At 64.8% G+C, this 21096-nt stretch carries 17 protein-coding genes and 1 pseudogene; 11 read left to right on the top strand and 7 right to left on the bottom strand.

Annotation, left to right across the window (positions count from 1 at the left end):
* The first annotated feature begins 4 nt into the window (after positions 1 to 4).
* The 3 genes from BN2475_RS24810 (at position 5) to BN2475_RS24800 (ending at position 2557) form a co-directional block, all read left to right on the top strand.
* A complete protein-coding gene (locus tag BN2475_RS24810; protein WP_094782137.1) occupies positions 5 to 835 on the top strand; it encodes an amidohydrolase family protein in 831 nt (276 codons plus the stop codon).
* A 77-nt stretch (positions 836 to 912) separates the two neighbouring features.
* Positions 913 to 1656: an SDR family oxidoreductase gene (locus BN2475_RS24805; RefSeq protein ID WP_094782122.1), complete on the top strand. Its 744-nt coding sequence runs from the start codon at positions 913 to 915 to the stop codon at positions 1654 to 1656.
* Positions 1657 to 1708: 52 nt separating this feature from the next.
* Positions 1709 to 2557, top strand: coding sequence for an ureidoglycolate lyase (locus tag BN2475_RS24800; RefSeq protein WP_094782121.1), 849 nt, complete (start codon positions 1709 to 1711; stop codon positions 2555 to 2557).
* A gap of 96 nt (positions 2558 to 2653) precedes the next feature.
* Here the strand turns inward: BN2475_RS24800 and BN2475_RS24795 are convergent, their stop codons facing one another.
* The gene (locus tag BN2475_RS24795) at positions 2654 to 4006 is read right to left on the bottom strand and encodes a pyridoxal phosphate-dependent decarboxylase family protein (RefSeq protein WP_094782120.1); all 1353 of its coding nucleotides are present in this window, start codon (positions 4004 to 4006) and stop codon (positions 2654 to 2656) included.
* A 316-nt stretch (positions 4007 to 4322) separates the two neighbouring features.
* Positions 4323 to 4757 carry a PaaI family thioesterase gene (locus BN2475_RS24790; RefSeq protein WP_094782119.1) on the bottom strand — a complete coding sequence of 145 codons (435 nt, stop codon included), beginning with the start codon at positions 4755 to 4757 and terminating at the stop codon, positions 4323 to 4325.
* A gap of 276 nt (positions 4758 to 5033) precedes the next feature.
* On the opposite strand from BN2475_RS24790, the gene BN2475_RS24785 reads away from it, so the two are divergent.
* Complete coding sequence (locus BN2475_RS24785) at positions 5034 to 6665, top strand: methyl-accepting chemotaxis protein (protein ID WP_094782118.1); 1632 nt, start codon at positions 5034 to 5036, stop codon at positions 6663 to 6665.
* A 102-nt stretch (positions 6666 to 6767) separates the two neighbouring features.
* On the opposite strand, the gene BN2475_RS24780 is transcribed toward BN2475_RS24785, so the two are convergent.
* Together BN2475_RS24780 and BN2475_RS24775 are read right to left on the bottom strand one after the other, a co-directional pair.
* On the bottom strand, positions 6768 to 6971 hold the full coding sequence (locus BN2475_RS24780; protein ID WP_094782117.1) for a cold-shock protein: 204 nt from the start codon (positions 6969 to 6971) through the stop codon (positions 6768 to 6770).
* 494 nt (positions 6972 to 7465) lie between these two features.
* Positions 7466 to 8566, bottom strand: a complete 1101-nt coding sequence (locus tag BN2475_RS24775; protein WP_094782116.1) for an AGE family epimerase/isomerase — start codon at positions 8564 to 8566, stop codon at positions 7466 to 7468.
* Between the two features lie 582 nt (positions 8567 to 9148).
* Between BN2475_RS24775 and BN2475_RS24770 the strand changes: the two genes are divergently transcribed.
* The 6 genes from BN2475_RS24770 to BN2475_RS24750 all read left to right on the top strand — a co-directional run bounded on the left by BN2475_RS24770 (position 9149) and on the right by BN2475_RS24750 (position 13757).
* Positions 9149 to 10534, top strand: coding sequence for a hypothetical protein (locus BN2475_RS24770; RefSeq protein ID WP_094782115.1), 1386 nt, complete (start codon positions 9149 to 9151; stop codon positions 10532 to 10534).
* Positions 10535 to 10810: 276 nt separating this feature from the next.
* On the top strand, positions 10811 to 11119 hold the full coding sequence (locus BN2475_RS24765; RefSeq protein ID WP_094782114.1) for a hypothetical protein: 309 nt from the start codon (positions 10811 to 10813) through the stop codon (positions 11117 to 11119).
* A gap of 195 nt (positions 11120 to 11314) precedes the next feature.
* The gene (locus BN2475_RS34700; protein WP_162844497.1) at positions 11315 to 11473 is read left to right on the top strand and encodes a hypothetical protein; all 159 of its coding nucleotides are present in this window, start codon (positions 11315 to 11317) and stop codon (positions 11471 to 11473) included.
* Between the two features lie 426 nt (positions 11474 to 11899).
* A complete protein-coding gene (locus tag BN2475_RS24760; protein WP_094782113.1) occupies positions 11900 to 12190 on the top strand; it encodes a hypothetical protein in 291 nt (96 codons plus the stop codon).
* Positions 12191 to 12545: 355 nt separating this feature from the next.
* On the top strand, positions 12546 to 13157 hold the full coding sequence (locus tag BN2475_RS24755; protein ID WP_094782112.1) for a flavin reductase family protein: 612 nt from the start codon (positions 12546 to 12548) through the stop codon (positions 13155 to 13157).
* A gap of 165 nt (positions 13158 to 13322) precedes the next feature.
* Positions 13323 to 13757 carry a cupin domain-containing protein gene (locus tag BN2475_RS24750; RefSeq protein WP_094782136.1) on the top strand — a complete coding sequence of 145 codons (435 nt, stop codon included), beginning with the start codon at positions 13323 to 13325 and terminating at the stop codon, positions 13755 to 13757.
* 127 nt (positions 13758 to 13884) lie between these two features.
* On the opposite strand, the pseudogene BN2475_RS24745 reads toward BN2475_RS24750, so the two are convergent.
* Positions 13885 to 15301 (bottom strand): annotated as a pseudogene (locus BN2475_RS24745) (polyhydroxyalkanoate depolymerase).
* 218 nt (positions 15302 to 15519) lie between these two features.
* Here BN2475_RS24745 and BN2475_RS24740 point away from each other — a divergent pair.
* Positions 15520 to 16173, top strand: coding sequence for a glutathione S-transferase family protein (locus BN2475_RS24740; RefSeq protein WP_094782111.1), 654 nt, complete (start codon positions 15520 to 15522; stop codon positions 16171 to 16173).
* Between the two features lie 143 nt (positions 16174 to 16316).
* Here the strand turns inward: BN2475_RS24740 and BN2475_RS24735 are convergent, their stop codons facing one another.
* Together BN2475_RS24735 and BN2475_RS24730 are read right to left on the bottom strand one after the other, a co-directional pair.
* Positions 16317 to 18290, bottom strand: coding sequence for a methyl-accepting chemotaxis protein (locus BN2475_RS24735; RefSeq protein ID WP_094782110.1), 1974 nt, complete (start codon positions 18288 to 18290; stop codon positions 16317 to 16319).
* Positions 18291 to 18447: 157 nt separating this feature from the next.
* Entirely contained in the window at positions 18448 to 21063 is a 2616-nt protein-coding gene (locus tag BN2475_RS24730) for a heavy metal translocating P-type ATPase (protein WP_094782109.1), read from the bottom strand.
* Positions 21064 to 21096 lie beyond the last annotated feature (33 nt).

Genomic DNA, 21096 nt, shown 5'->3' with positions numbered 1-21096 from the left:
GACGATGCCGATCGACGCCCACCAGCACTACTGGGACCCGGCCCGAGGCGACTACGGGTGGCTCACGCCGGAGCTGAAGATCCTGTACCGGCCGTTCGGCCCGGCGGATCTCGCGCCATTGCGCGAACGCGCGGGCGTCGAGCGTACGGTGGTGGTGCAGGCCGCGCCCACTCTCGACGAATCGCGCTATTTGCTGGACCTCGCGCGGCATGAGCCGTCGATCGCGGGGGTGGTCGGCTGGGTGCCGTTGCTGTTGCCCGCGGCGCCGGCCATGATCGAGGCGCTTGCGCGCGAGCCGAAGTTCAAGGGCGTGCGTCCGATGCTCCAGGATCTGCCGGACGACGCCTGGATCGCGAATCCCGATCTCGCACCGGCAATCGACGCGTTGATCGCACACGACCTCGCGTTCGATGCGTTGATTTACGCGCGGCACGTCGAGCATGTCGAAACCTTCGCGGCGCGTTTTCCCGCGTTGCGCATCGTGGTCGATCATGGCGCGAAGCCGCCGATCCGTGACGGCGGCGCGGGTGATCCGGCCTGGCGCGACGCGATCACGCGGCTTGCGCGATTGCCGAAGGTTCATTGCAAACTGTCGGGTCTCGTCACCGAGGCTTCCCCGGGCTGGACCGAGGAAACGCTGCGGCCGTATGTCGAGCATCTGCTGGCGTCGTTCGGTCCGGCGCGTCTGATGTGGGGTAGCGACTGGCCGGTGCTCGACCTGAACGGCGACTATCTGCTCTGGCATTCGGTGGCGACCACCTTGCTCGCGTCGTTGAGCGACACCGAACAAGACGCGGTCTTCGGCGCTAACGCGGCGGCGTTTTATCGACTTTGATTTCTGGCAGCATCAGCAGGACGCAAACATCAGCAGGACGCAAACCGCACACGCAGCCCATCCAACTGGAGTCGTAGATGACACAAAGACTGGCCGGCAAGACGGCCCTGATCACCGCGGCAGGACAAGGCATCGGTCTCGCCACCGCTGAACTCTTCGCACGCGAAGGCGCACGTGTGATCGCCACGGACATCCGCATTGACGGACTGGCCGGCAAACCGGTCGAGGCGCGCCAGCTCGACGTGCGCGACGCCGCGGCGATCAAGGCGCTGGCCGCCGAAGTCGGCGCGATCGACGTGCTGTTCAACTGCGCGGGCTACGTGCACGCCGGCTCGATTCTCGAATGCAGCGAAGAAGATTGGGATTTCGCGTTCGACCTGAACGCCAAGGCGATGTACCGTACCATCCGCGCGTTCCTGCCGGGCATGCTCGATAAAGGCAGCGGCTCGATCATCAACATGTCGTCGGCGGCGTCGAGCGTGAAGGGCGTGCCGAACCGCTTCGCGTACGGCGCGTCGAAGGCCGCGGTGATCGGGCTGACCAAGTCGGTTGCTGCGGATTTCGTCACGCGTGGTGTACGCTGTAACGCGATCTGCCCTGGCACGGTGTCGTCACCGTCGCTCGAACAGCGGATCGTCGCGCAGGCACAGGCGCAAGGCGCGACGGTGGACGCCGTGCAGGCGGCGTTCGTGGCGCGTCAGCCGATGGGCCGCATCGGCAAGCCCGAAGAAATCGCTGCGCTCGCACTGTATCTCGCGTCCGACGAGTCGGCGTTCACCACGGGCCAGGCCCATGTGATCGACGGCGGCTGGTCGAACTGACGCAACCTGACCTGCGAATCGAACACTACTGAACGAAAAGGGAAGTACCACGATGAAACTGCTTCGTTATGGGCCGAAAGGCCAGGAAAAGCCGGGCATGCTCGACGCGCAAGGCAAGCTTCGCGACCTGTCCAAAGTAGTCGGCGATATCGACGGCGCCACGCTGACCGATGAAGGTCTCGCGAAGCTGCGCGCGCTCGACCCGGCTTCGCTGCCGCTCGTCGAAGGCAATCCACGTATGGGGCCGTGCGTCGGCAAGATCGGCAAGTTCATCTGCATCGGGCTGAACTACGCGGACCACGCGGCCGAATCGAATCTGCCGGTGCCGGCCGAACCGGTCATCTTCAACAAGTGGACGAGCGCCATCTGCGGCCCGAACGACGACGTCGAAATTCCGCGCGGCTCGAAGAAGACCGACTGGGAAGTCGAACTGGGCGTGGTGATCGGCAAGCCGGCGAAATATATCGACGAAGCCAACGCGCTCGACTACGTCGCCGGCTACTGCGTCATCAACGACGTGTCGGAACGCGAATGGCAGATCGAACGCGGCGGCACGTGGGACAAGGGCAAGGGCTTCGACACCTTCGGCCCGATCGGCCCGTGGGTCGTCACGCGCGATGAAGTCGCCGATCCGCAGAACCTGAGCCTGTGGCTCGAGGTGGACGGCCATCGTTACCAGAACGGCAACACGAAGACGATGGTGTTCGGCGTCGCGAAACTGGTTTCGTACGTATCGCAGTGCATGAGCCTGCAACCGGGCGACGTGATTTCGACCGGCACGCCGCCGGGCGTCGGCATGGGCGTGAAGCCGAACCCGGTGTTTCTGAAGCCGGGTCAGACGATCCGTCTGGGCATCGAGGGTCTTGGCGAGCAAACGCAAAAGACCTACGCGGCGGAGTAATTCGCCGCGCGGCTGTCATGCGTTGCCGATGTAAAAGGCCGTTTCCGCATTGAGCGGAAACGGCCTTTTTTGCCTGGCTTGAAGCGCCGCGATCTTTCAGACGCGCTGCTGCGCGAGCAGTCGTGCAAGGAGCCCGACCAATCGATCGACGTGCTCGTCTTGCGTGCGCCACGACGACACGCTGATCCGGAACGCGGGCCGTCCTTGCCAGAGCGTGCCGCCAAACCACGTTTCGCCGGATGCCTGGGCCGCTTCACGAACCGCAACCGTCTGCGCGTCGGTCGGGGCTCGCACCAGCACCTGATTCAGCACGACGCGATTGATCACCTCGAAACCCGCGGCACGCAAGCCATCGGCGATGCGCGACGCCTGTGCGCAATGCCGGTCGACCATCTCCTGCACGCCGCTGCGCCCGAGCGAACGCAATGCCGCCCAGATCGGGATGCCGCGCGGACGGCGCGAGAACTCCAAGGTCAGATTCTTCTGCGCATCGTGGGCTCCGCTCAGGTAGACCGCGTCGCTGTTCATCGCCGCCGACATCGCCCGTGCATCGCGGCAGATCGCCATTGCGCCGTCATAGGGCGTGTTGAGCCATTTGTGGCCGTCGGTGGTCCAGCTATCGGCGCCGTCGATGCTCTCCGTCAGCGCCCGCTTCGACGACGCCCGCGCCCACAGGCCGAACGCGCCATCCACGTGGACCCATGCGCCTGCCGCCTTGGCGCGCGGTATCAGGGCGGCGAACGGGTCGAATTCGCCGGTGTTCACTTCGCCGGCTTGCACACAGAAGATCGTCATGTCGTCGAGGGGCGGCAACTGGGCGGGGTCGATACGGCCGTGCTCGTCGACAGGCGCTGTGATGACGCGCTTCATGCCGAAGCCGAGTACGCGCAACGCCTTCTTCACGGTGATATGCGCCATGTCGGAGATGACGACTCGCACCGGCGGCGCGCCATCCAGGCCATCGTTGTCGACATCCCAACCCTTGCGTTCCAGCAGCGCGCGCCGTGCGGCGGCAATACAAACGAGCGTGCATGCCGTCGCGCTGGTGCCAAAGCCGACCGCCGCTTCGCGTGGCAGATCGAGCACGTCGAGCACCCAGCGCGCCGCGATCTTTTCGATGACGGCGGCGGCCGGCGAGTTATCGAAGGTCGATGCGCACTGGTCCCACGCGCCCATCAGCCGCTCGGCCGCCGCGGCTGCCGGCAGCACCGCGCCGATCACGAAGCCGTAATAGCGAGGATCGTTCGACGCCACCGTTGCCGGCGAACCGCTTTCATCGAGCAGGCGCAGCACATCGGCGGGCGCGTGGCCATGTCGCGGCAAGGTTTCGTCGAAGGCTGCGAGTTGCGCGAGCGCGGCCGCATCAGGAAATACCCGGCGCTTGCCGATGCCGGCGAGGTAAGCGTGCGCGCGCCGGTCTGCGTCGGCGGCGAGAGCGAGTTCGTCCATGTGGTTCCTTTGGGGGGTTGAGAGATCGATGGCGCGTTGGTCGGGAGACTGCGCGCTCAGAGATTGGCAAGGGTGGTAAAGGGGCGGTAAAGGGCGGTAAAGGGCAGCAAAGGCGCGGCCGGGCTTTCGCCAATCGGCGTCGTTGTGCTTGCAGTAGGTGAATTTGCCAATCCGCCGCGCGTGCACGAGCTGCGCGTCGGCGAGGATGGGCACCTTGCGCGTGTTGTTGGCGGCTGGAATCCCGAGCGTTTCGGCGATGAAGGTGCAGCGCACGCCGACCCTTTCGGTGTCGGCGTGGTCCTGATACGCGAACCCGTCACCCCGCCGGCTCGTGTTCGCCGTTCTCGCCGATCCGGTCGACTGTGCCTTGCGCGACCGCGATGAGCTTTTCACGGTCGCCGTCCATCACATACACGTTGCACTGGCAGGTAACCTGATGCCGCGCCGCGTAGACCACGCGTGCGCGTGCGATCAGCGTGCCGTTCACCGCCGGGCGCAGGTAGTTGATCTTGTATTCGCCGGTCACGACTTTCGGCCCAAGCGACAACGCGCCAGCGAACGTCAGCGCGTTATCGACGAGATAGCTGATGACGCCGCCATGTACGAAGCCATGCTGCTGCCGCAACTCGTCGCGAATCCGCAGACTCAAGGCGAGTTCATCGGTGCCGGTGTGCATCAGCTCGGCCCCGAGCAGCATGCTGAACGGTTGGGCGTGCAGTGCGCCGCGCGCCCGGTCGAGGAGGTCGGTCATCGTGATTCCTTCGGGCACTAGCCCCCGGTGGCACTGCACTGGCGTGCATCGTACAGTCCAGTCCCTACCCACTCTAGGAAGCATGGATGCATCGCGTCAAGGGGAATCGGAAAAATGTGCGCGGCACTATTGCGCCAACCGATTGCAATACAGGCGATAGCCGATGAAAAAGACATGTAGGCCGATTTTTAACGCATTTCGTCTCAAGCTACGGTCACCCCCTGCCGTTAACCCTAACGAAGGTTCTCGTCATTCTTTTGCTTCCAGGTGTTCACGATGTTCAGCAAGATCAAGGTCGCATCCGGCCTGTTGTGTGTTCTGGCCGCGTTCTGCGTCTTCCAGCTTGTCACGGTGGGTCTGGGCTTCTGGTCGCTCACGCGTACGCATGACGACGTGGGCGATCTGTCGAACATCGCGCTCAAGCAGATGGACGCGGTCAGCAACACGACCCAGCGTTTGATGGACGCGCGCATCAACCTGTCGCGCGCCGGGACGCGCATGGTGCGCGGCGGCGCGGAACTCGCCGACATCGTGCAGCACGCCCGCGAGCAGCTAACGGCCGCCGACCAGTCGTTCGGCGCGTTCATGAGCGCGCCGAAGACGAGCGACGAAAACAGCGCCCGCGCCGCGGCGCTCGCCGAGCGCTATAAAAAGCTGCACGACGCGCTCGCCGAACTCGTGCAGTTTCTCGACTCGAACAACATCCAGGCATTCCTCGATCAGCCGACCCAGTCGTTCCAGGACGCGTACCTCGCCGAGTCGCACAACTTCGCGCAATTCAGCGACGCCGCGAGCCGGGCGTCGCTCGATTCGATCGATGCGCGCATGGCAACCTTCCGCGTCGTCAGTATCGTGATCCTGCTGATGCTGGTGGCCGGCACGATCGCGGTCTACGCGGCGCTGCGCCGGGGCGTCGTGGCGCCGCTGGAGGAAGCGGGCCGCCATTTCGACCGCATCGCGCAAGGACGCCTCGACCAGCCGATCGCCGCACGCGGCACCAACGAGATCGGCCGGCTGTTCTCGGGGCTCGCGAAAATGCAGGCGAGCGTGGGGCGCACCGTGCAGACCGTGCGCGAATCCGCCGATTCGATCCACCTCGGCGCCAATGAGATCGCCACCGGCAATGCCGATCTGTCGGCGCGCACCGAGAACCAGGCGGCATCGCTCGAAGAAACGGCGTCGAGCATGGAGGAGTTGACGGCCACCGTGCGCCAGAACGCCGATCGCGCACGCGAAGCCAATGCGCTTGCCGAGACCGCGCTTGACGCGACCTCGCGCGGCAGCGACGTGGTCAACCAGGTGGTCGACAAGATGCGCGGTATCGCGCAGAGCTCGGACAAGATCGCCGAGATCATCTCGGTGATCGACGGCATCGCGTTCCAGACCAATATCCTCGCGCTGAATGCGGCCGTCGAAGCGGCGCGCGCCGGCGAGCAAGGCCGCGGCTTCGCGGTGGTGGCAGGCGAAGTGCGCGGTCTCGCGCAGCGCAGTGCGCAATCGGCGAAGGAAATCAAGACCTTGATCAGCGAATCGGTCGCGGAGATTCAAGGCGGCTCGACGCTCGTCGAACATGCGGGTGAAGCGATGAGCAACGTGTCTGCCTCAATTTCGCGCGTCACGCAGATGATGGCGGAGATCAGCGCGTCATCGCTCGAACAAAGTACCGGTATCGAGCAGGTCAACCAGGCGGTGGTGCAGATGGACGGGATGACGCAGCAGAATGCGGCGCTCGTCGAACAGGCCGCGGCTGCGGCGGCTTCGCTGCATCAACAGACGCAGCAATTGAAACAGGCTGTATCCGTGTTCGAAATATCTGAATCTGTGTTGCATACGCAACAGCTCGAGGAAATGCGCGGGCCGATTGCGGCATTCGGGTCATCCGGAATGCATGCAATTCAAGCCGGATAACGCTGAAAAATGAGGCATCAGAAAAAGAAAATGGCCCGCGAAAGCGGACCATTTTGCATCAGACGCGAGCGCCTGACAGTACTTCAGAGTACCGGAAGGTACTTAGGCCGGCTGGATGTTTGCAGCCTGCTTGCCCTTCGGGCCTTGCTTGACGTCGAACGACACTTTCTGGTTTTCCTGCAGGGACTTGAAGCCCGTGCCTTGAACTTCAGAAAAGTGCGCGAACAGATCTTCGCCGCCGTCGTCCGGCGTGATGAAGCCAAAGCCCTTTGCATCGTTAAACCACTTCACAGTACCTGTTGCCATTTTTGATCCAGTAAATGTTGTGCATTCGCGACCGCTATTTCTCAACGCGAGATCGAGCGCGAAGGCAGAGTTGTATCACGTCTTCATGACGGACGCCAAGCAAGCCGCATTCGGGTATTCCCAGGTCGCGGCCTTTTTCGGAGCCTCGGAAAGCGTCCGGGAACGTGCTCCGCTTAGGAGAATAAACGGCTTGTATGTCGCTTTCAGGACAAACACCTACTCGGTGCGTTGCACGCGGAATTCGCGTCGCCCGGCGTGGTTCTGCCCCCCATCTCGCGATAATGGGGCGTAAATGTCGCCGTCAGCAGGGTGATCCCGATCTGGTCTGATGCCGTGTTGCCAGTCGCGCAGACCGCCAGCTTTTTACCCGTTGCACGACCGTTCAGAAGCCCTAAGGCGAGCATCGAACATTTTCATCGGCCATCGCGCGATTCATATGCGTTCCAAATCCGTCGGCCGGCTATCCTGCGTCGGCGCGCGCCGATCGATGTCGCTTAGACTGGCAATGCGGCGTACGCGGTGGCGAGGTGATAAGGGGTGGTGGACGGCATATCGGCACGCGCCACGTCGCCGGCTGGCGTCTTGCACTCGAACCAGCCTTGCGGACGCAGAAAGCGCTGCTGGAACAGCTCGATCTGCCGGGGCAGCGCGTCGCGTGCGAGCGGATCGTCGTGACATGCCAACGCGCGCAGGTATTCCGTTTGCGCCCAGATCCGCTGGGTGGCGTCCTTGATGCCGCCGGTTTCGTCGAGCGATGCGTACACGCCGCCGGTGGCCCGGTCCACGCCGTATTGCTGCGCGAAGGCGAAGGCGCGCTGCAAAGCTTCGGCGAGCCCGGTTCCTTCGAACAACGCGCCCCCTTGCCTGACCAGCCAGAACCATTCGAACTGATGCCCCGGCTCCAGACGGTTGTCGCTCGCGCCAATCGGCAATTCGGCGATGCAACCGGTGGGCGCGTGCACGAAGTGACGCGCGACCGCGCCGGCGAGGCGGCGCAACGCGGCGCCGAAGACGTTGTCGCGCGTGGCTTCGCAGGCGGCGAGCCAGGCTTCGATCAGGTGCATCAGCGGGTTCTGGATCGGCGTGCCGGTGACGCTGCCGAAGTCCGCAGTCAGCGCGGCGTTGAACAGATCGCCTTGGGCCGCGAACTGCGACTGGATCAGCGCCGACGTGTTGTGCACGATTTTCAGCGCATCGCGATTGTCGAAGCGGCGGCCATATTCGGCGCACGCGAACACGATGAACGCATGCGTGTACAGGTCTTTGGTGGTGTCGAGCGGGACGCCCTGCGCGTCCACGCTGTAGAACCATCCGCCGTGAACCGTATCCTGAAAGGTGTGCGTGAGCGAGTCGAACAGCACCTGCGCGTGCGCCTCGTCGCCCGCTTGCGCGAACGTGAACAGTTGCCGCGCGCAAGCCATGGCACGGTAGCGTTCGACGGGCAGCGGTTGATGGTCGTCAGCGCTGAGCGCTTCGTAGGGCAGCTTCAGCGCTGCATTGAAACCCGGTCCGCGCCACATGGGCAGTACCACGCCCGTGAAATGCTCACGCAGTGCGGTGGCGAGAGCGATCGTCGAAGCGGCGGGAAGGTTCATGCTCGGTAATGTCAAATTGGTCAAACCAGGTATTTCGAAGCGTCCACGGGACCCGTTCCGTAGTCTGAGCGGCGATGCGATACGGTAGCCGGCAAACGCGCTGGCAAATCCGCCGGCGACCACGCAGGCCAATGCGCAAGCAAACGCGCCGCGAGCGCCGATGCTACCTGCTTTACAGACGGACGGGCCAAGCGTCGGCGTTGGCTATACGGCGCCGCGAGTATCGACTCGAGCCGCACTACGGCGTGCGGCTTAGCATAAAGCAAACAGGTCCCGCTGGCACGCCGGCACAGACGCGGAAATCGCTTCCAATCCTTTCCGGTAGGGAGGAGCAACGATGCCGGGGAGTCTCGAACTCGTGTGTCGAATACGCAATAGCAGGTGATCTGCGCACGCTTGCGTCAACTGGCCCACGTCAGGCAGTTCCGGCGGGACGACGCGTCGGCCTGAAAATGGAAAATCGTCGTTGAATGGCTTCGGCGGGGGCGGGCGACCATGCGACAATGCGGTCTCGAAAAATTCCAATGGTATTGACGAGCGGCGCCCGGCGCCCGCTTTCCGGCGACGACCGCTTTTTTCTCTATGGCAGATTCCGTAGCATCCACGCAGTCCCGGCCGCAGCGCGCCACTTCGAAGAAGCGGCGCCAGGCCACCGTCTCGACCGAAACCGAAAACAAGCTGGCGCGCGCCGCGCGCTCGGCACAACGCCTCGCGCAACTGAGCGGCGTCGCCCGCGACGACAGCACACTCGACCTGTTCCCCGACGACCCCACCCGCGCCACGCTGGAAGCGATGAACATCGACATCCGGCAAGGCACGTTGCATGGCTTCGAATTGCCCGATGTCGTGCTGGCGGCAGTCGGCGCAATCGAGGCCGGCGACGGCGCTTCGCCGGATGCGAAGGCCGCGCGCCGCGCGTCTCGCGCTGCGAGGACCGACGAACCCGCGCCGGTCAATGCGCAACTGAGCGGACTCGAAATCGAGCCGTCGACGCCGCTGGCTTCGCCCGCTTCACCCGTCGACGAGCCGGTTTCGACAAACGCGAAGCCGGGGCAGGAAGTGGCCGCCGACGAGAAACCGGCCGCATCGGCGCGCGATTCGGCTGCGCCGCTTTCGCCCGCGATGGCGGCGGCGACTGTCGCGCGCAGCGTGACTGCGCTGCGCCAGGCGGCCGAGCCGGTCGCCACGGCGATTGACTCGGCGGCTATATCGAAAGCGGACGGCAGCAAGCCACCGCAGCGTTTCGCCGCAACGTTCGCGAAGGCGGCGACCGCGTCGCGCGAAGCGGCCGCGGGCGGAGCTGAAGTGGTGAGCAAGCCTGTCGATGGTGTTGCGCCGCGAGCAAAGGCCGGGTCGGACGAGCCTGCCGAGTCCAGGACGAGCGTGCCGCCGTCGGCGACCCGACCTGCGTCCGCGGATATCGAACCTGCGTTCGGTCCGTCGTGGCGGGAAGCGCAACGCGCGGAAGCGGCCGCGGCCGCTTTGCGCACCGCGCCGGAACTCGATCGCGCACGGGCAACCGCGTTTGCCGATACCGTCGACGCGCTGTATGGCGTGATCGCCGATCAGCGCCGCGCCGCGACCGATCATTCGCGCCGGATGAAATGGATGCTGTCGATCGTGGTGGGTGCGCTGCTGGTGACGGTGGCGATCGGCATCACGCAAACCATGCTGCTGATGCGTCTGACGCGTGAGACCACCGCGCAGCAGCATCGCATCGAACAGATGATGCAAAACCAGCAGGCGGCGATGGCGAGTTTGCTCGACCCTCACGCGGCGGTGGCAAACGCAGCAGCAGCCGATGCTGCTTCCGCGACGGCTGGGACGGCTGGGACTGCTGGGACTGCGGCGACCACTGGGACGGCGCTCGCAGCGCCTCAGCAAGGCGCCGCGTCGCCCGCTCATGGGAAGCGCGCTGTACGAGCGCAGCATGGGCACAAGGCGAAAGCGACCAACGCGGGTCAATAGCAGGTGACCGCGGCGCCGGCGATAAGCCGGCCGCGGCGGCGCGCTTCGCCCCGCTTCGCGCTTAGCCTCCCGCTTTGCCCCGTTTCGCCCTTCGCCCCCCTTCGGCTCGCCACCTGCCTCATCGCCCAGCAGCGTCCCATTCCTCATCACCGGATAGGTACGGTAAGGCATCCGTCCGCCGCCGCCTCCTCGCGAGCCCGCCCTCGCGTTTTACACTCCCCTTGCTGTTGCGAAGCCGGACCGGATACGCCAGCGCATCTTCGGACGGGAGCCATCATGCCGACTAGTGAGCACAAATATTCGATCGAGGAACTGCTGAGCGCGCTGCTGCGCGATCAAGGCATCCACGAAGGCCACTGGGCGTTGAATGTCGAGTTTTCGGCGACGGGAGCGTCCGTCAAACCTCATGACGCCGCCGCGCGGACCCTGCCGGGGCTGATCGTGTCCATGAATAGCGCGACCCTGCGGCGCGCGGACGGCGCCGCGGCCGGTACTATCGACGCCGCCGTCGTCAATCCGCGTAAAAGCGCCGCGAGCGCGAAATCTTCGCGAGGCCGGCGAGCCGCGTCGACCACATTGCAATAGTCGAAGCCTCTTGCTCCCGGGAGGTGGAAAAATGGGGACGTTGTTATGGTGCAACGCACCATGACCTCTAATTCCCAAGACATTGGCACCACACCCGAATAATTGCTGCATTGCACTAGCTTTTGCCTAGGGAAAACCCTATACTTATGCCTAAGGGAAAACCCTAGAAATTGCAGTCACCAACCGGGAGTCGCCATGAGCTTCATTTTTGCACTGTTCCAAAAGGTCAGCGATCTCTTTGCATCGCCCCATCTGCCACTGGATTCGGACTATTCGTACGAAGCGCGCAGCCGCGAGTCGGAGCGCAGGCGCAAGGCCCAGGCTACGTTGTTCGGCATCAAGCTGACCGACTAAAGCAGGTCGTACCGTCCTGGCGCGAGACAACGCGCACGGGCGCGCACTGCGGGTGCGCATCGCATGATTGAGGCCACTGTTCGCGAAATGCGGACCGTGGCTTTTTCTTTTGGCGGCGTCGAGCACGGCGCGTTGCCAAATATTTCTCCGGCGAAATGAATGTAACGGCGCCTGACATCGCGCTGACGCATCTCGCCGTCTAGCCGCCGCGCATCGTTTGGCGGACGGGCATCGAACGCGATCTTGCGAGTTCGTCAATCAATCCCATCTCTGAAATGCCCGCTTACAAGTCCTCACGTTTTCGCGTGGTTCGCGCCGCTAAAGTTCCTCTCAAGCGTACGGCGTCGGTTTGAGCCCGACATCACGGCTGGAAGATCGAACGAACACGGACGCTGGCTTGAAACAAAACTTCGATGGGAAGTCACTATGAAAACTTTTAACAAGACGTCGCGTTCGGTTATTGCCACTCTGCTCGCAGGTGGCGCGTTGCTCGCTGCCGGCAGCGCCTTCGCCCAGGAGCGGGTGATCATCGAGAATGGTCACGGACCCGCGGTCTATGGTCAGCCGCACATGACGCCGGTGTCGAACGACATCGGCTGGCATGGCGACCGCTATTACGACGGTCATCGCTACTGGGAGCATGACGAGTGGATGCGCCATCATCCGCACGACCGCGATCCGCGCCGTCACGACGATCATCGTCAGCACCACGATTGATGCGCGTGACTACGCCGCGCAGCGCGGCGTGAAGTCAACGAAGCTCGACAAAGAGGTCAACAAAGCCGGTCCTTCCTCGCGGAAGACCGGCTTTGTCACGTTCGGCCTGGCGATCGGCCGCGCTGCGCTATGCTTGCACGCTTTTGTCGGCGGCAGCGGGAGAGCGGTGTGGACAGGGCGATAGCAGGCGTGGTGATCAGCCGTGGCTAATGCGGACCCACGCATCCTCCCGAAGCGTGAAGCGCACGGACCTTCACCGGCCTTCACCTATCGCGCACAAAACGCCCTCGGCAGCTCCTGCCACTCTGCGGTATAAATGGCCACTCCACCGCACCGCCAACTCCAACATCACTCCATGTCCCACTACTTCTACGACCCCGCTACCGGTCACGGCCTGCCGCATGATCCGTTCAAGGCGATCGTCGCCCCGCGCCTGATCGGCTGGATTTCCTCGCGCGACAGCGAAGGCACGCTGAACCTCGCGCCGTACAGTTTCTTCGGCGCGTTCGCCACCTTTCCGCCGATCATCGGTTTCAGCAGCGAGGGCCGTAAAGACAGCGTCGCCAATATCGAAGCCACCGGCGAATTCGTCTGGAATCTCGCCACGCGGCCGCTCGCCGAGCAGATGAACCGTTCGTCGGCGCCGGTCGCACCGCACATCGATGAATTCGAACTCGCCGGGCTGACGCCTGCGCCTGGCCGCAACGTCGCCGTGCCGCACGTTGCCGAATCGCCGGCCGCGCTTGAATGCAAGCTGCTGCAAGTGGTGCGTCTGCATACTCTCGACGGCGAGCCGATGGACAACTATCTGTCGCTCGGCCAGGTGGTCGGCGTTCACATCAACGAGGCCTATCTGAAAGACGGCCTGTTCGATACCCACGCCGCGCAGCCGATCATGCGCGCGGGCTACCGCGCCGACTACGCGGAAATCGGCGCGATGTTCCATATGTTTCGCCCGAGCGCGTAACGCCCCCGGCTTCTGAAGTACGCCGCGCCGTGCAATGTGGCGCGGCTCGTGTCCTATTGCATTTACGTGGAGTCAATCAGCGTCCGTCAACTGGCGCGCTTGATGCTTGCAACGACGCTCAACGCGTCGTTTTCAACGACCGGCTCACTCCTCTTGAACGCGATCATGTCCACCGAAATCGCCACGCAATTCAGCCATGTCCGTCCGCAAGACACGCCCTATGCGGACCAGGGCTTGCGCGACTTTTTTGTGTATCGCGATCTGGGTATCGCGCAAGCGACAGGCGGCAAGGTGCGCGCGCAACTCGTCAAGGCGATTCGTGCACCAGAGCAAGGCACCAGTTGGCACCGTCATGAGGCGGATTTCCACATTGTGATCATGCTGACGGGCTGGGGGCGCTTCATGTACGGTGACAAGGAGACGCTCGTCGCCGCCGGCGATTGCGTGCATCAAGAGCCGGGTATCGTTCACTATCTGTTCGACTACTCGCGAGAGATGGAGTACATCGAAATCGTCTCGCCGGTCGATTTCAAATCGATCGAAATCGAAGGCCTGTGCGATGTACCGGCGCTCACGCCATGGGACAGCGTCACGACCTGATGACAGGACGCCGCGCGGGCGGCGCACAATTCCTAAGGCATCCGAATTATCACGGCGCGACATGGGTGCCGAACTCGACCGGTTGGCGGGCTTATTGCGTCGCCAGTGGCCGCCTGCGCGGTGATCGCTACGTGGACTGTTTTGCAGCGCTGCCGCTGCCGCCTGCGCCCGCGGCATCCGATCCAGACACCGGCGCATCCACTTCCACAGCGACCACTGCGGCGGCGGGTGGAGCCGCCGCGGTGACTTCGGCCGCGACCGCCGCTGACACCGACACCGGCTGGATCGTACGCGCGTGCGAGCTCACCAGCACCGCACGCGGCTCGTTGTCCTGGATCACGGCACGCACGCGCGGATAGATCTGCCGCTCCCAGCGGTGTCCGTTGAACACGCCGTAGTGTCCGACGCCGGTCTGCACGTGATGCGTCTTCAGATACGGCCGCAACCCGTCGCACATGTCCTGTGCGGCGAGCGACTGTCCGACCGCGCAGATATCGTCCTTCTCGCCTTCCACAGTGAACAACGCGGTCCGGCGAATCTTCGAAGGTTCCACGAGACGCCCTTGCACTTCGAGTGCATGCAACGGCAGCGCATGCCGCTGAAAAATCGTGTCGACGGTTTCCAGGTAGAAGTCGGCCGTGAGATCCATCGTCGCGAAGTATTCTTCGTAGAACGTGCGGATCGAATCGGCTTTTTGCGGATCGCCCTTGGCGCGCTCGTAATACATCGTCTCGAAGGCGTCGAGATGGCGGCCGAGGTTCATCGACATGAACGCGCTCAACTGTACGAAGCCCGGATAGACGCGCCGATGTGCGCCCGCGAAACCGAACGGCACGGCGCTGATCAGATTGCGCTCGAACCACTCGATCGGTTTGCTTTTGGCCAGTTCGTTCACGCGCGTCGGATTGATGCGCGTGTCGAGCGGCCCGGCCATCAATGTCATGCTGGCCGGCTGGTCGGGATGATCGTCGGCGGCCATCAGCGCGACCGCGGCGAGCGCGGCGACGGTCGGCTGGCACACCGCGAGCAGATGCGTGCTGGACCCTATCATGTTGATGAAGTCGATCACGTGCTGCACGTATTCATCGAAGCCGAAGCGGCCCTCGCGCAGCGGCACGTCGCGCGGGTTGTGCCAGTCGGTGATGTACACATCGTGTTCGCTCAGCATCGTGCGCACGGTGCCGCGCAGCAGGGTCGCGAAGTGGCCGGACATGGGCGCGATGACCAGCACGCGCGGTTGTGGCGTCGATAAAGTGGTGTCCTTACGGAAATGCAACAGCGAACAGAATGGCGTGCGCGCGGTGATTTCTTCGACCACGCGCACCGGCTTGCCCTCCGTCACCACGCTGTCGATGCCGAACGGCGGCCGCGCGGGAGTCAGTCCGGCGAGCGTCAGCAGCTCACAGGCCGCACGCATCGAGCGGCCATGTGACGTGTCGCCGAACTCGGGCCAGGCGTCGAGCGAGCGGATCGTCAGTGCCGTGCCGCATCGGCAGCATCATGTCGGAGAAAGCCTGATAGGCTGGATAGGCGAGCAGCTTCATAAGCTTCGCTTGAGTGGACGAAAGGAAGCAATCCAAATCAACGCAATTCATGTGCCACACTGGCCTTCACACCGCACGGCCGCTGCTCGACGCTGGCATGGCGCTTGCGCGGGTTGGAACAGCGGGCCGCAATTGCCGTGCTTTGGTGCGCGCGTGCACGGCGACGTGCATTGCTGCTGCCACGCGTCGGCCGAACGGGTCATCTAGGGGAGCAACGTATGGCGAATGCTACGCTCACTATCAGCAGCAAGAACTACTCGTCGTGGTCGCTGCGCGGCTGGTTGCTGGCGAAATTCAGTGGCTTGCCGTTCGACGAAGTCGTGACGCCGATCGACGATCCCTCGGCGCGCGCCGAACTGCTGCTGCTGTCGCCATCGATTCTGGTGCCGTGCCTGATGCACGACGGCATCAAGGTGTGGGACACGATGGCGATTGCGGAATATCTGAACGAAGTGAAACCGGAAGCTGCGCTATTGCCGCAAGACATTCGCGCACGGGCACATTGCCGCTCGATCTGCGGCGAGATGCACTCGGGTTTCAGTTCGCTGCGCTCGGCGTTGCCGATGAACCTCAAAGCACATTTCCCGGGCTTCAAGGTGTGGGCGCGCGCTCAATCGGATATCGACCGGATCGTGACGATCTGGCGCGAATGCCTGCAGCAGTACGGCGGTCCGTTTCTGTTCGGCGAGCGCAGCGCGGCGGATGCGATGTACGCGCCCGTGGTGACGCGCTTCGTGACGTACGACGTGAAACTCGATCCGGAGATCGTCGAATACGGACAGCGGATCATGGCGCTGCCTGAAATGCAGCAGTGGATCACCGATGCGCTGCTGGAAGTGGAAGAGATCGACGAGCTGGACGTCGAGTTTTAAAAGCGTTCCGGTAGAGCGTTCCGGCAGCGCGCGCTGCCGTTGCGCGCGCCGGTCACGTCACGACTGCGCGGCCGATAGTATCGCCGACGCGGCATGAAGCTGACGCCAAAGCCAAAGCGCCGCGCCGTCATGCGAGCCGAGGCTCACTCGCGCCCGCTTTCGAGCGTGAACACGCTAACCACGTGCGCAAGCCGCGCGGCCTGCTCGCGCAATTCGGCCGCCGCGAGTTCCGCTTCGCCGACGATCGTCGCGTTCTGCTGGGTCGCCTCGCCGATCTGCGTGACGGCGAGGTTGACCTGTTCGATGCCGCCCGACTGTTCGCGCGACGCGACGTTGATCTCGCTCATGATCGCGCGGACCTGGCCGACCTGTTGCACGATGCCCTGCATTGTCGAGCTGGCTTCTTCGGCGATCCGGAAACCACTTTGCACGGTTGCCGTCGAGGTCGCGATCAGACTCTCGATCTCCTTCACCGACGCCGCGCTGCGTTGCGCGAGCGCCCGCACTTCCGAGGCCACCACGGCAAAGCCCTTGCCGTGCTCGCCCGCACGCGCCGCTTCGACGGCGGCGTTCAGCGCAAGGATGTTGGTCTGGAACGCGATGCCCTCGATCACGGTGGTGATCTCAGCGATCTTCTGCGACGAGCGGCTGATCTCGCCCATCGTCGATACCACGCGTTCGACCGCGCGGCCGCCCTCGAGCGCGGCGTCGGCGGCATGCGTGACGAGCGTGTTGGCCTGGGTCGCGTGGTCGGCGTTCTGCTGCACGGTCGACGTGATCTGCTCCATGCTGGCCGCCGTTTCCTCCAGGCTGCTCGCCTGCGTGGCGATGCGCGCCGCGATGTTGCCGCTGCCGGCGGCGATTTTCTCGGTGCCTGCCGACATATCGGCCGACGCGCCGCGCACTTGTGAAACGATGCGCGCGAGGCCTTCGCCGATCCCGTCGATCGCCTGCATCAGGCGGCCGATTTCATCCGCGCGGGCGTTGCCGTGCTGCGCCACGCGCACGCTCAGATCGCCCGCTGCGAAGCGCTCGGAGGCGCGCGCCGCTTCGTCGAGCGGACGGCTCACGAGACGCCGCACCGCGACCAGGAACACGATCGCGAACAGACCGACCAGCGCGAAGCCGAGCAGCAGGAATTCGTTGCGGGTCGCGACGATGTCGGCCATCACCTCGTCGCGCGGCGCGACGCCGCCCACCAGCCAATGCCATTCCGGCACGGTGATGAACGATACGAACTTGTCGCGTGCGTCGCGCTCGCCGAGCGTTGCGTCGGCCGAACTGTAGTCGAGCTGGCCCTGCTTCATGTCGAGCATCCGCTGATACGGTGCGTTCGCGTCGTCCGCCTTCTGGCTCGCGGCGCCCGGATGCACGATCAGCTTGCCGCGCTCCGCGCCCTGCGACGCGTCGAGCACGAAGTAATAACCGCTGTCGCCGATCTTCAGGTTGCGAATGCCGTCCTGGACCGACTGGATTTCCTTGTCCACATCCACGCCGACGAACAGCGCGCCGATCACGCGGCCGCTCGCGTCGGTAACCGGCCGATACTGCGTGATCATCCGCTTGCCGAACAGCGTGGCCAGTCCCGTGTAGGTTTGGTTCGCGAGGAGTGGCGCATAGGCCGGTCCTTTGCGGTCGAGCAGCGTGCCGATCGCGCGGGTGCCGTCCTGCTTCTTCAGCGAAGTCGTCACGCGCACGAAGTCGTCGCCGCTGCGTGCGAACACGGTGGCGATCGCGCCGCTGCGTTCGAGAAACTGGTCGGGGATCGAGAAGTCCAGGTTCAGGACTTTGTCGCCGGCCTTCATGGTCGGCGTCGCGACCCCGCCAATATCGACTTTCTGCGTGTCGTCGAGCGAGTAGCTGGTGGGCAGGAAGCTCGCGAAGAGCGACGTCGAGCGATCGACTTCTGACGACAGCGCCTTGTCGAATAGCATGATCATCGCCGCGATCGAGCGATCCTTTTCGGCGATGCGCTCGAGCACCTGGTCGCGGACCTGCAGGCCGGCGGAGCGCGTGAGCGCCCACGTGAACGCGGCGAAAATCAGCGCGACCAGTACGCAGGAAAGCACGGCGAGCCGTGCGCCAACGCTGGCGCGGCGCAGAAAGATGAAATCCATGGCAGTGGGCGCAGTAAAAGTGGACACGCGAATGCTCGCGCCACGCGTGGGCATGGCCGGCGTCGATGTCTGGTTTACGGCCGCGACGGCACCGCCTTTAGGACATTTGAAAGCCGGCCGTAATTGAACGCGGCCCTGCCGGGATGGCCGATGCGCGTTACGCCTGGCGCGCGGAGCGCCCGGGCGCTGCGCGCCACGTGCGCAGCAACAGCGCGTTGGTGACGACACTGACGCTGGAAAAGGCCATCGCCGCGCCGGCGAGCATCGGATTGAGCCAACCGAAGGCGGCCAGCGGGATGCCGATCAGGTTGTAGACGAACGCCCAGAACAGGTTCTGCTGGATCTTGCGCCAGGTTCTGCGCGAGATGTCGATCGCGTCGGCGACGAGTGCCGGGTCGCCGCGCATCAACGTGATGCCGGCCGCGTGCATCGCGACGTCGGTGCCGGTCGCCATCGCGATGCCGATGTCGGCGGCGGCGAGCGCGGGGGCATCGTTGATGCCGTCGCCCGCCATTGCGACGATGCCGGCGCGGCGGATTTTCAGGTCGCGGATCACGCGGGCTTTGTCGTCGGGCAGCACTTCGGCGTGGAATTCTTCAATGCCGAGTGCGCGGGCGACGCTCGCCGCGCTGCCGCGGTTGTCGCCGGTGACGAGCACGCTCTGTATGCCCATGCGGGCCAGCCGTTCGACGGCGGCGCGGGCGGTCGGCTTGACGGTGTCGCCGAAAGCGGTCAGCGCGAGCGCCCGGGGCGCTTGCCGATCGCGCTGCATGAGCCACGAGACGGTGTTGCCGGCGGCTTCGAGCTCGTGCGCGCGTGCGGCGACCGCGGGCGCCAGCTCGATGCCGAGTTCGTTGAGCCAGCGCGTGCTGCCGAGCGCGAGGGTGCGGCCGTCGATGTCCGCTTCGACGCCACGGCCGGCGACCGCTCGCGCGGCACTCGCCTGAGGGGCCAGCACGCGAGCGGGCGTCACGAGGTCGGCGCGTTGCGTTGACGCTGCGTCGTCATCGATTGCCGCCGGCTGGCTCGCTGCCGCGTCGTATGCTTTGACCACGGCGCGCGCCAACGGATGATCGCTGTGTCGCTGCACCGCGGCGGCCAGTGCCAGTGCCTCGTCGCGCCCGGTCTCGCCGATCGGTTCGAACGCCGTCATGGACGGCTGGCCGAGTGTCAGCGTGCCGGTCTTGTCGAACGCGACGAGCGTTACCCGATGCGCGGTCTCGAGCGCTTCGGCGTCCTTGATCAGCACGCCGTGCCGTGCCGCGACGCCGGTGCCGGCCATGATCGCGGCCGGCGTCGCCAGCCCGAGCGCGCACGGGCATGCGATCACCAGCACGGCGACCGCGTTCAGAATCGCGGTTTCGCCGCTGGTGCCAGCGATCAGCCAGCCGACCAGCGTGAGCGCGGCGATCGCCAGAATCGCCGGCACGAAGATTTCGCTGACCCGGTCGACAAGTCGCTGGATCGGCGCCTTTTCCGCCTGGGCGCTTTCCACCAGACGGATAATCCGCGCGAGCGTCGTTTCGGCGCCGATCGCGGTGGTGGTCACGGCGATCGCGCCTTCGCCGTTGATCGAGCCGGCCGTGACCGCGTCGGCAACCTGTTTCGGCACCGGCAGACTTTCGCCGGTGATCAGCGATTCGTCGATATGCGTGCGGCCTTCGAGCACCGCGCCGTCGACCGGCACGCGTTCGCCCGGACGCACGATCACCACCGTGCCGACGCGCACTTGCGCGAGCGGCACGTCGCGCTCGTCGGTGCCGACGCGAATGCGTGCGCGCTCGGGGCGCAGCGCGTTGAGCGCGCGGATCGCATCGGTGGTTTGCCGTTTGGCGCGCGCTTCGAGCCACTTGCCGAAACGCACCAGCGTAATCACGACCGCCGACGCTTCGAAATACAGATGCAGCATGTCGTCCGGATGCGCCGCGAGCTGGTAGACGCTGATCCCGTAGGCCGCCGACGTGCCGAGCGCCACCAGCAGGTCCATGTTGCCGGCGCCTGCGCGCACGGCCCGGTAGGCCGCGCGGTAGAAGCGCGCGCCGAACACGAACTGCACGATCGACGCGAGTCCGAATTGCAGCCATGGCGGCACCATCGTATGCATGCCGAACCAATCGCCGAGCATCGGCGCAAGCATCGGTGCAACAAGCGGCAGCGTCAGCACGGCGCAGGCGAGCACGGCCGCCAGTTCGCGGCGCGCCTCGTCGCGCTTGCGGTCCGCGGCGGCGCTGGTGGTGGCGCGGTCGCTGGTGTCGGTGGCGGCTGGCGCATCCGGCGATGCGAGCAGCGTCGCTTCGTAGCCCGCCTTTCTGACTGCGGCAATCAGCGCTTGCGGGTCGGAGGCTGCGCCGCCCAACTGGACGCTGGCGGTTTCGGTCGCCAGATTCACCGACGCGCTCGCGACGCCCGGCACTTTCGCCAGCGCTTTCTCGACGCGCAGCGCGCACGACGCGCAGGTCATGCCGCCGATCGCCAATTCGGTGAGCTGCGGCGCTTGTGCGGGTGCGACGTCGGCGCGGGCGGATGGCGTCGCGTCATAGCCCGCTTTGCGCACGGCGTCGGCGAGTGTGACGGGGTCGACGGTGGCGTCGGTTTCGACGCGGGCCCGCTCGGTGGCGAGATTGACCGACGCGCGCATAACGCCGGGTACTTTGGCCAGCGCTTTCTCGACGCGCATCGCGCACGACGCGCACGTCATTCCGCCGATGTCGAATTCGACGGTACGGGCGGCGTCTGGCGCGGCGACGCGCTGCGGGTGGGCAAGTTCGGTCATGATCGATAAGGCTCGTGGCGGCATTGGGCCGCA

It is taken from the genome of Paraburkholderia ribeironis, assembly GCF_900019265.1.
Taxonomy (GTDB): Bacteria; Pseudomonadota; Gammaproteobacteria; order Burkholderiales; family Burkholderiaceae; genus Paraburkholderia; species Paraburkholderia ribeironis.
The sequence above is the reverse complement of the archived record's forward strand: the minus strand, read 5'-3'. Positions and strand labels throughout refer to the sequence as shown.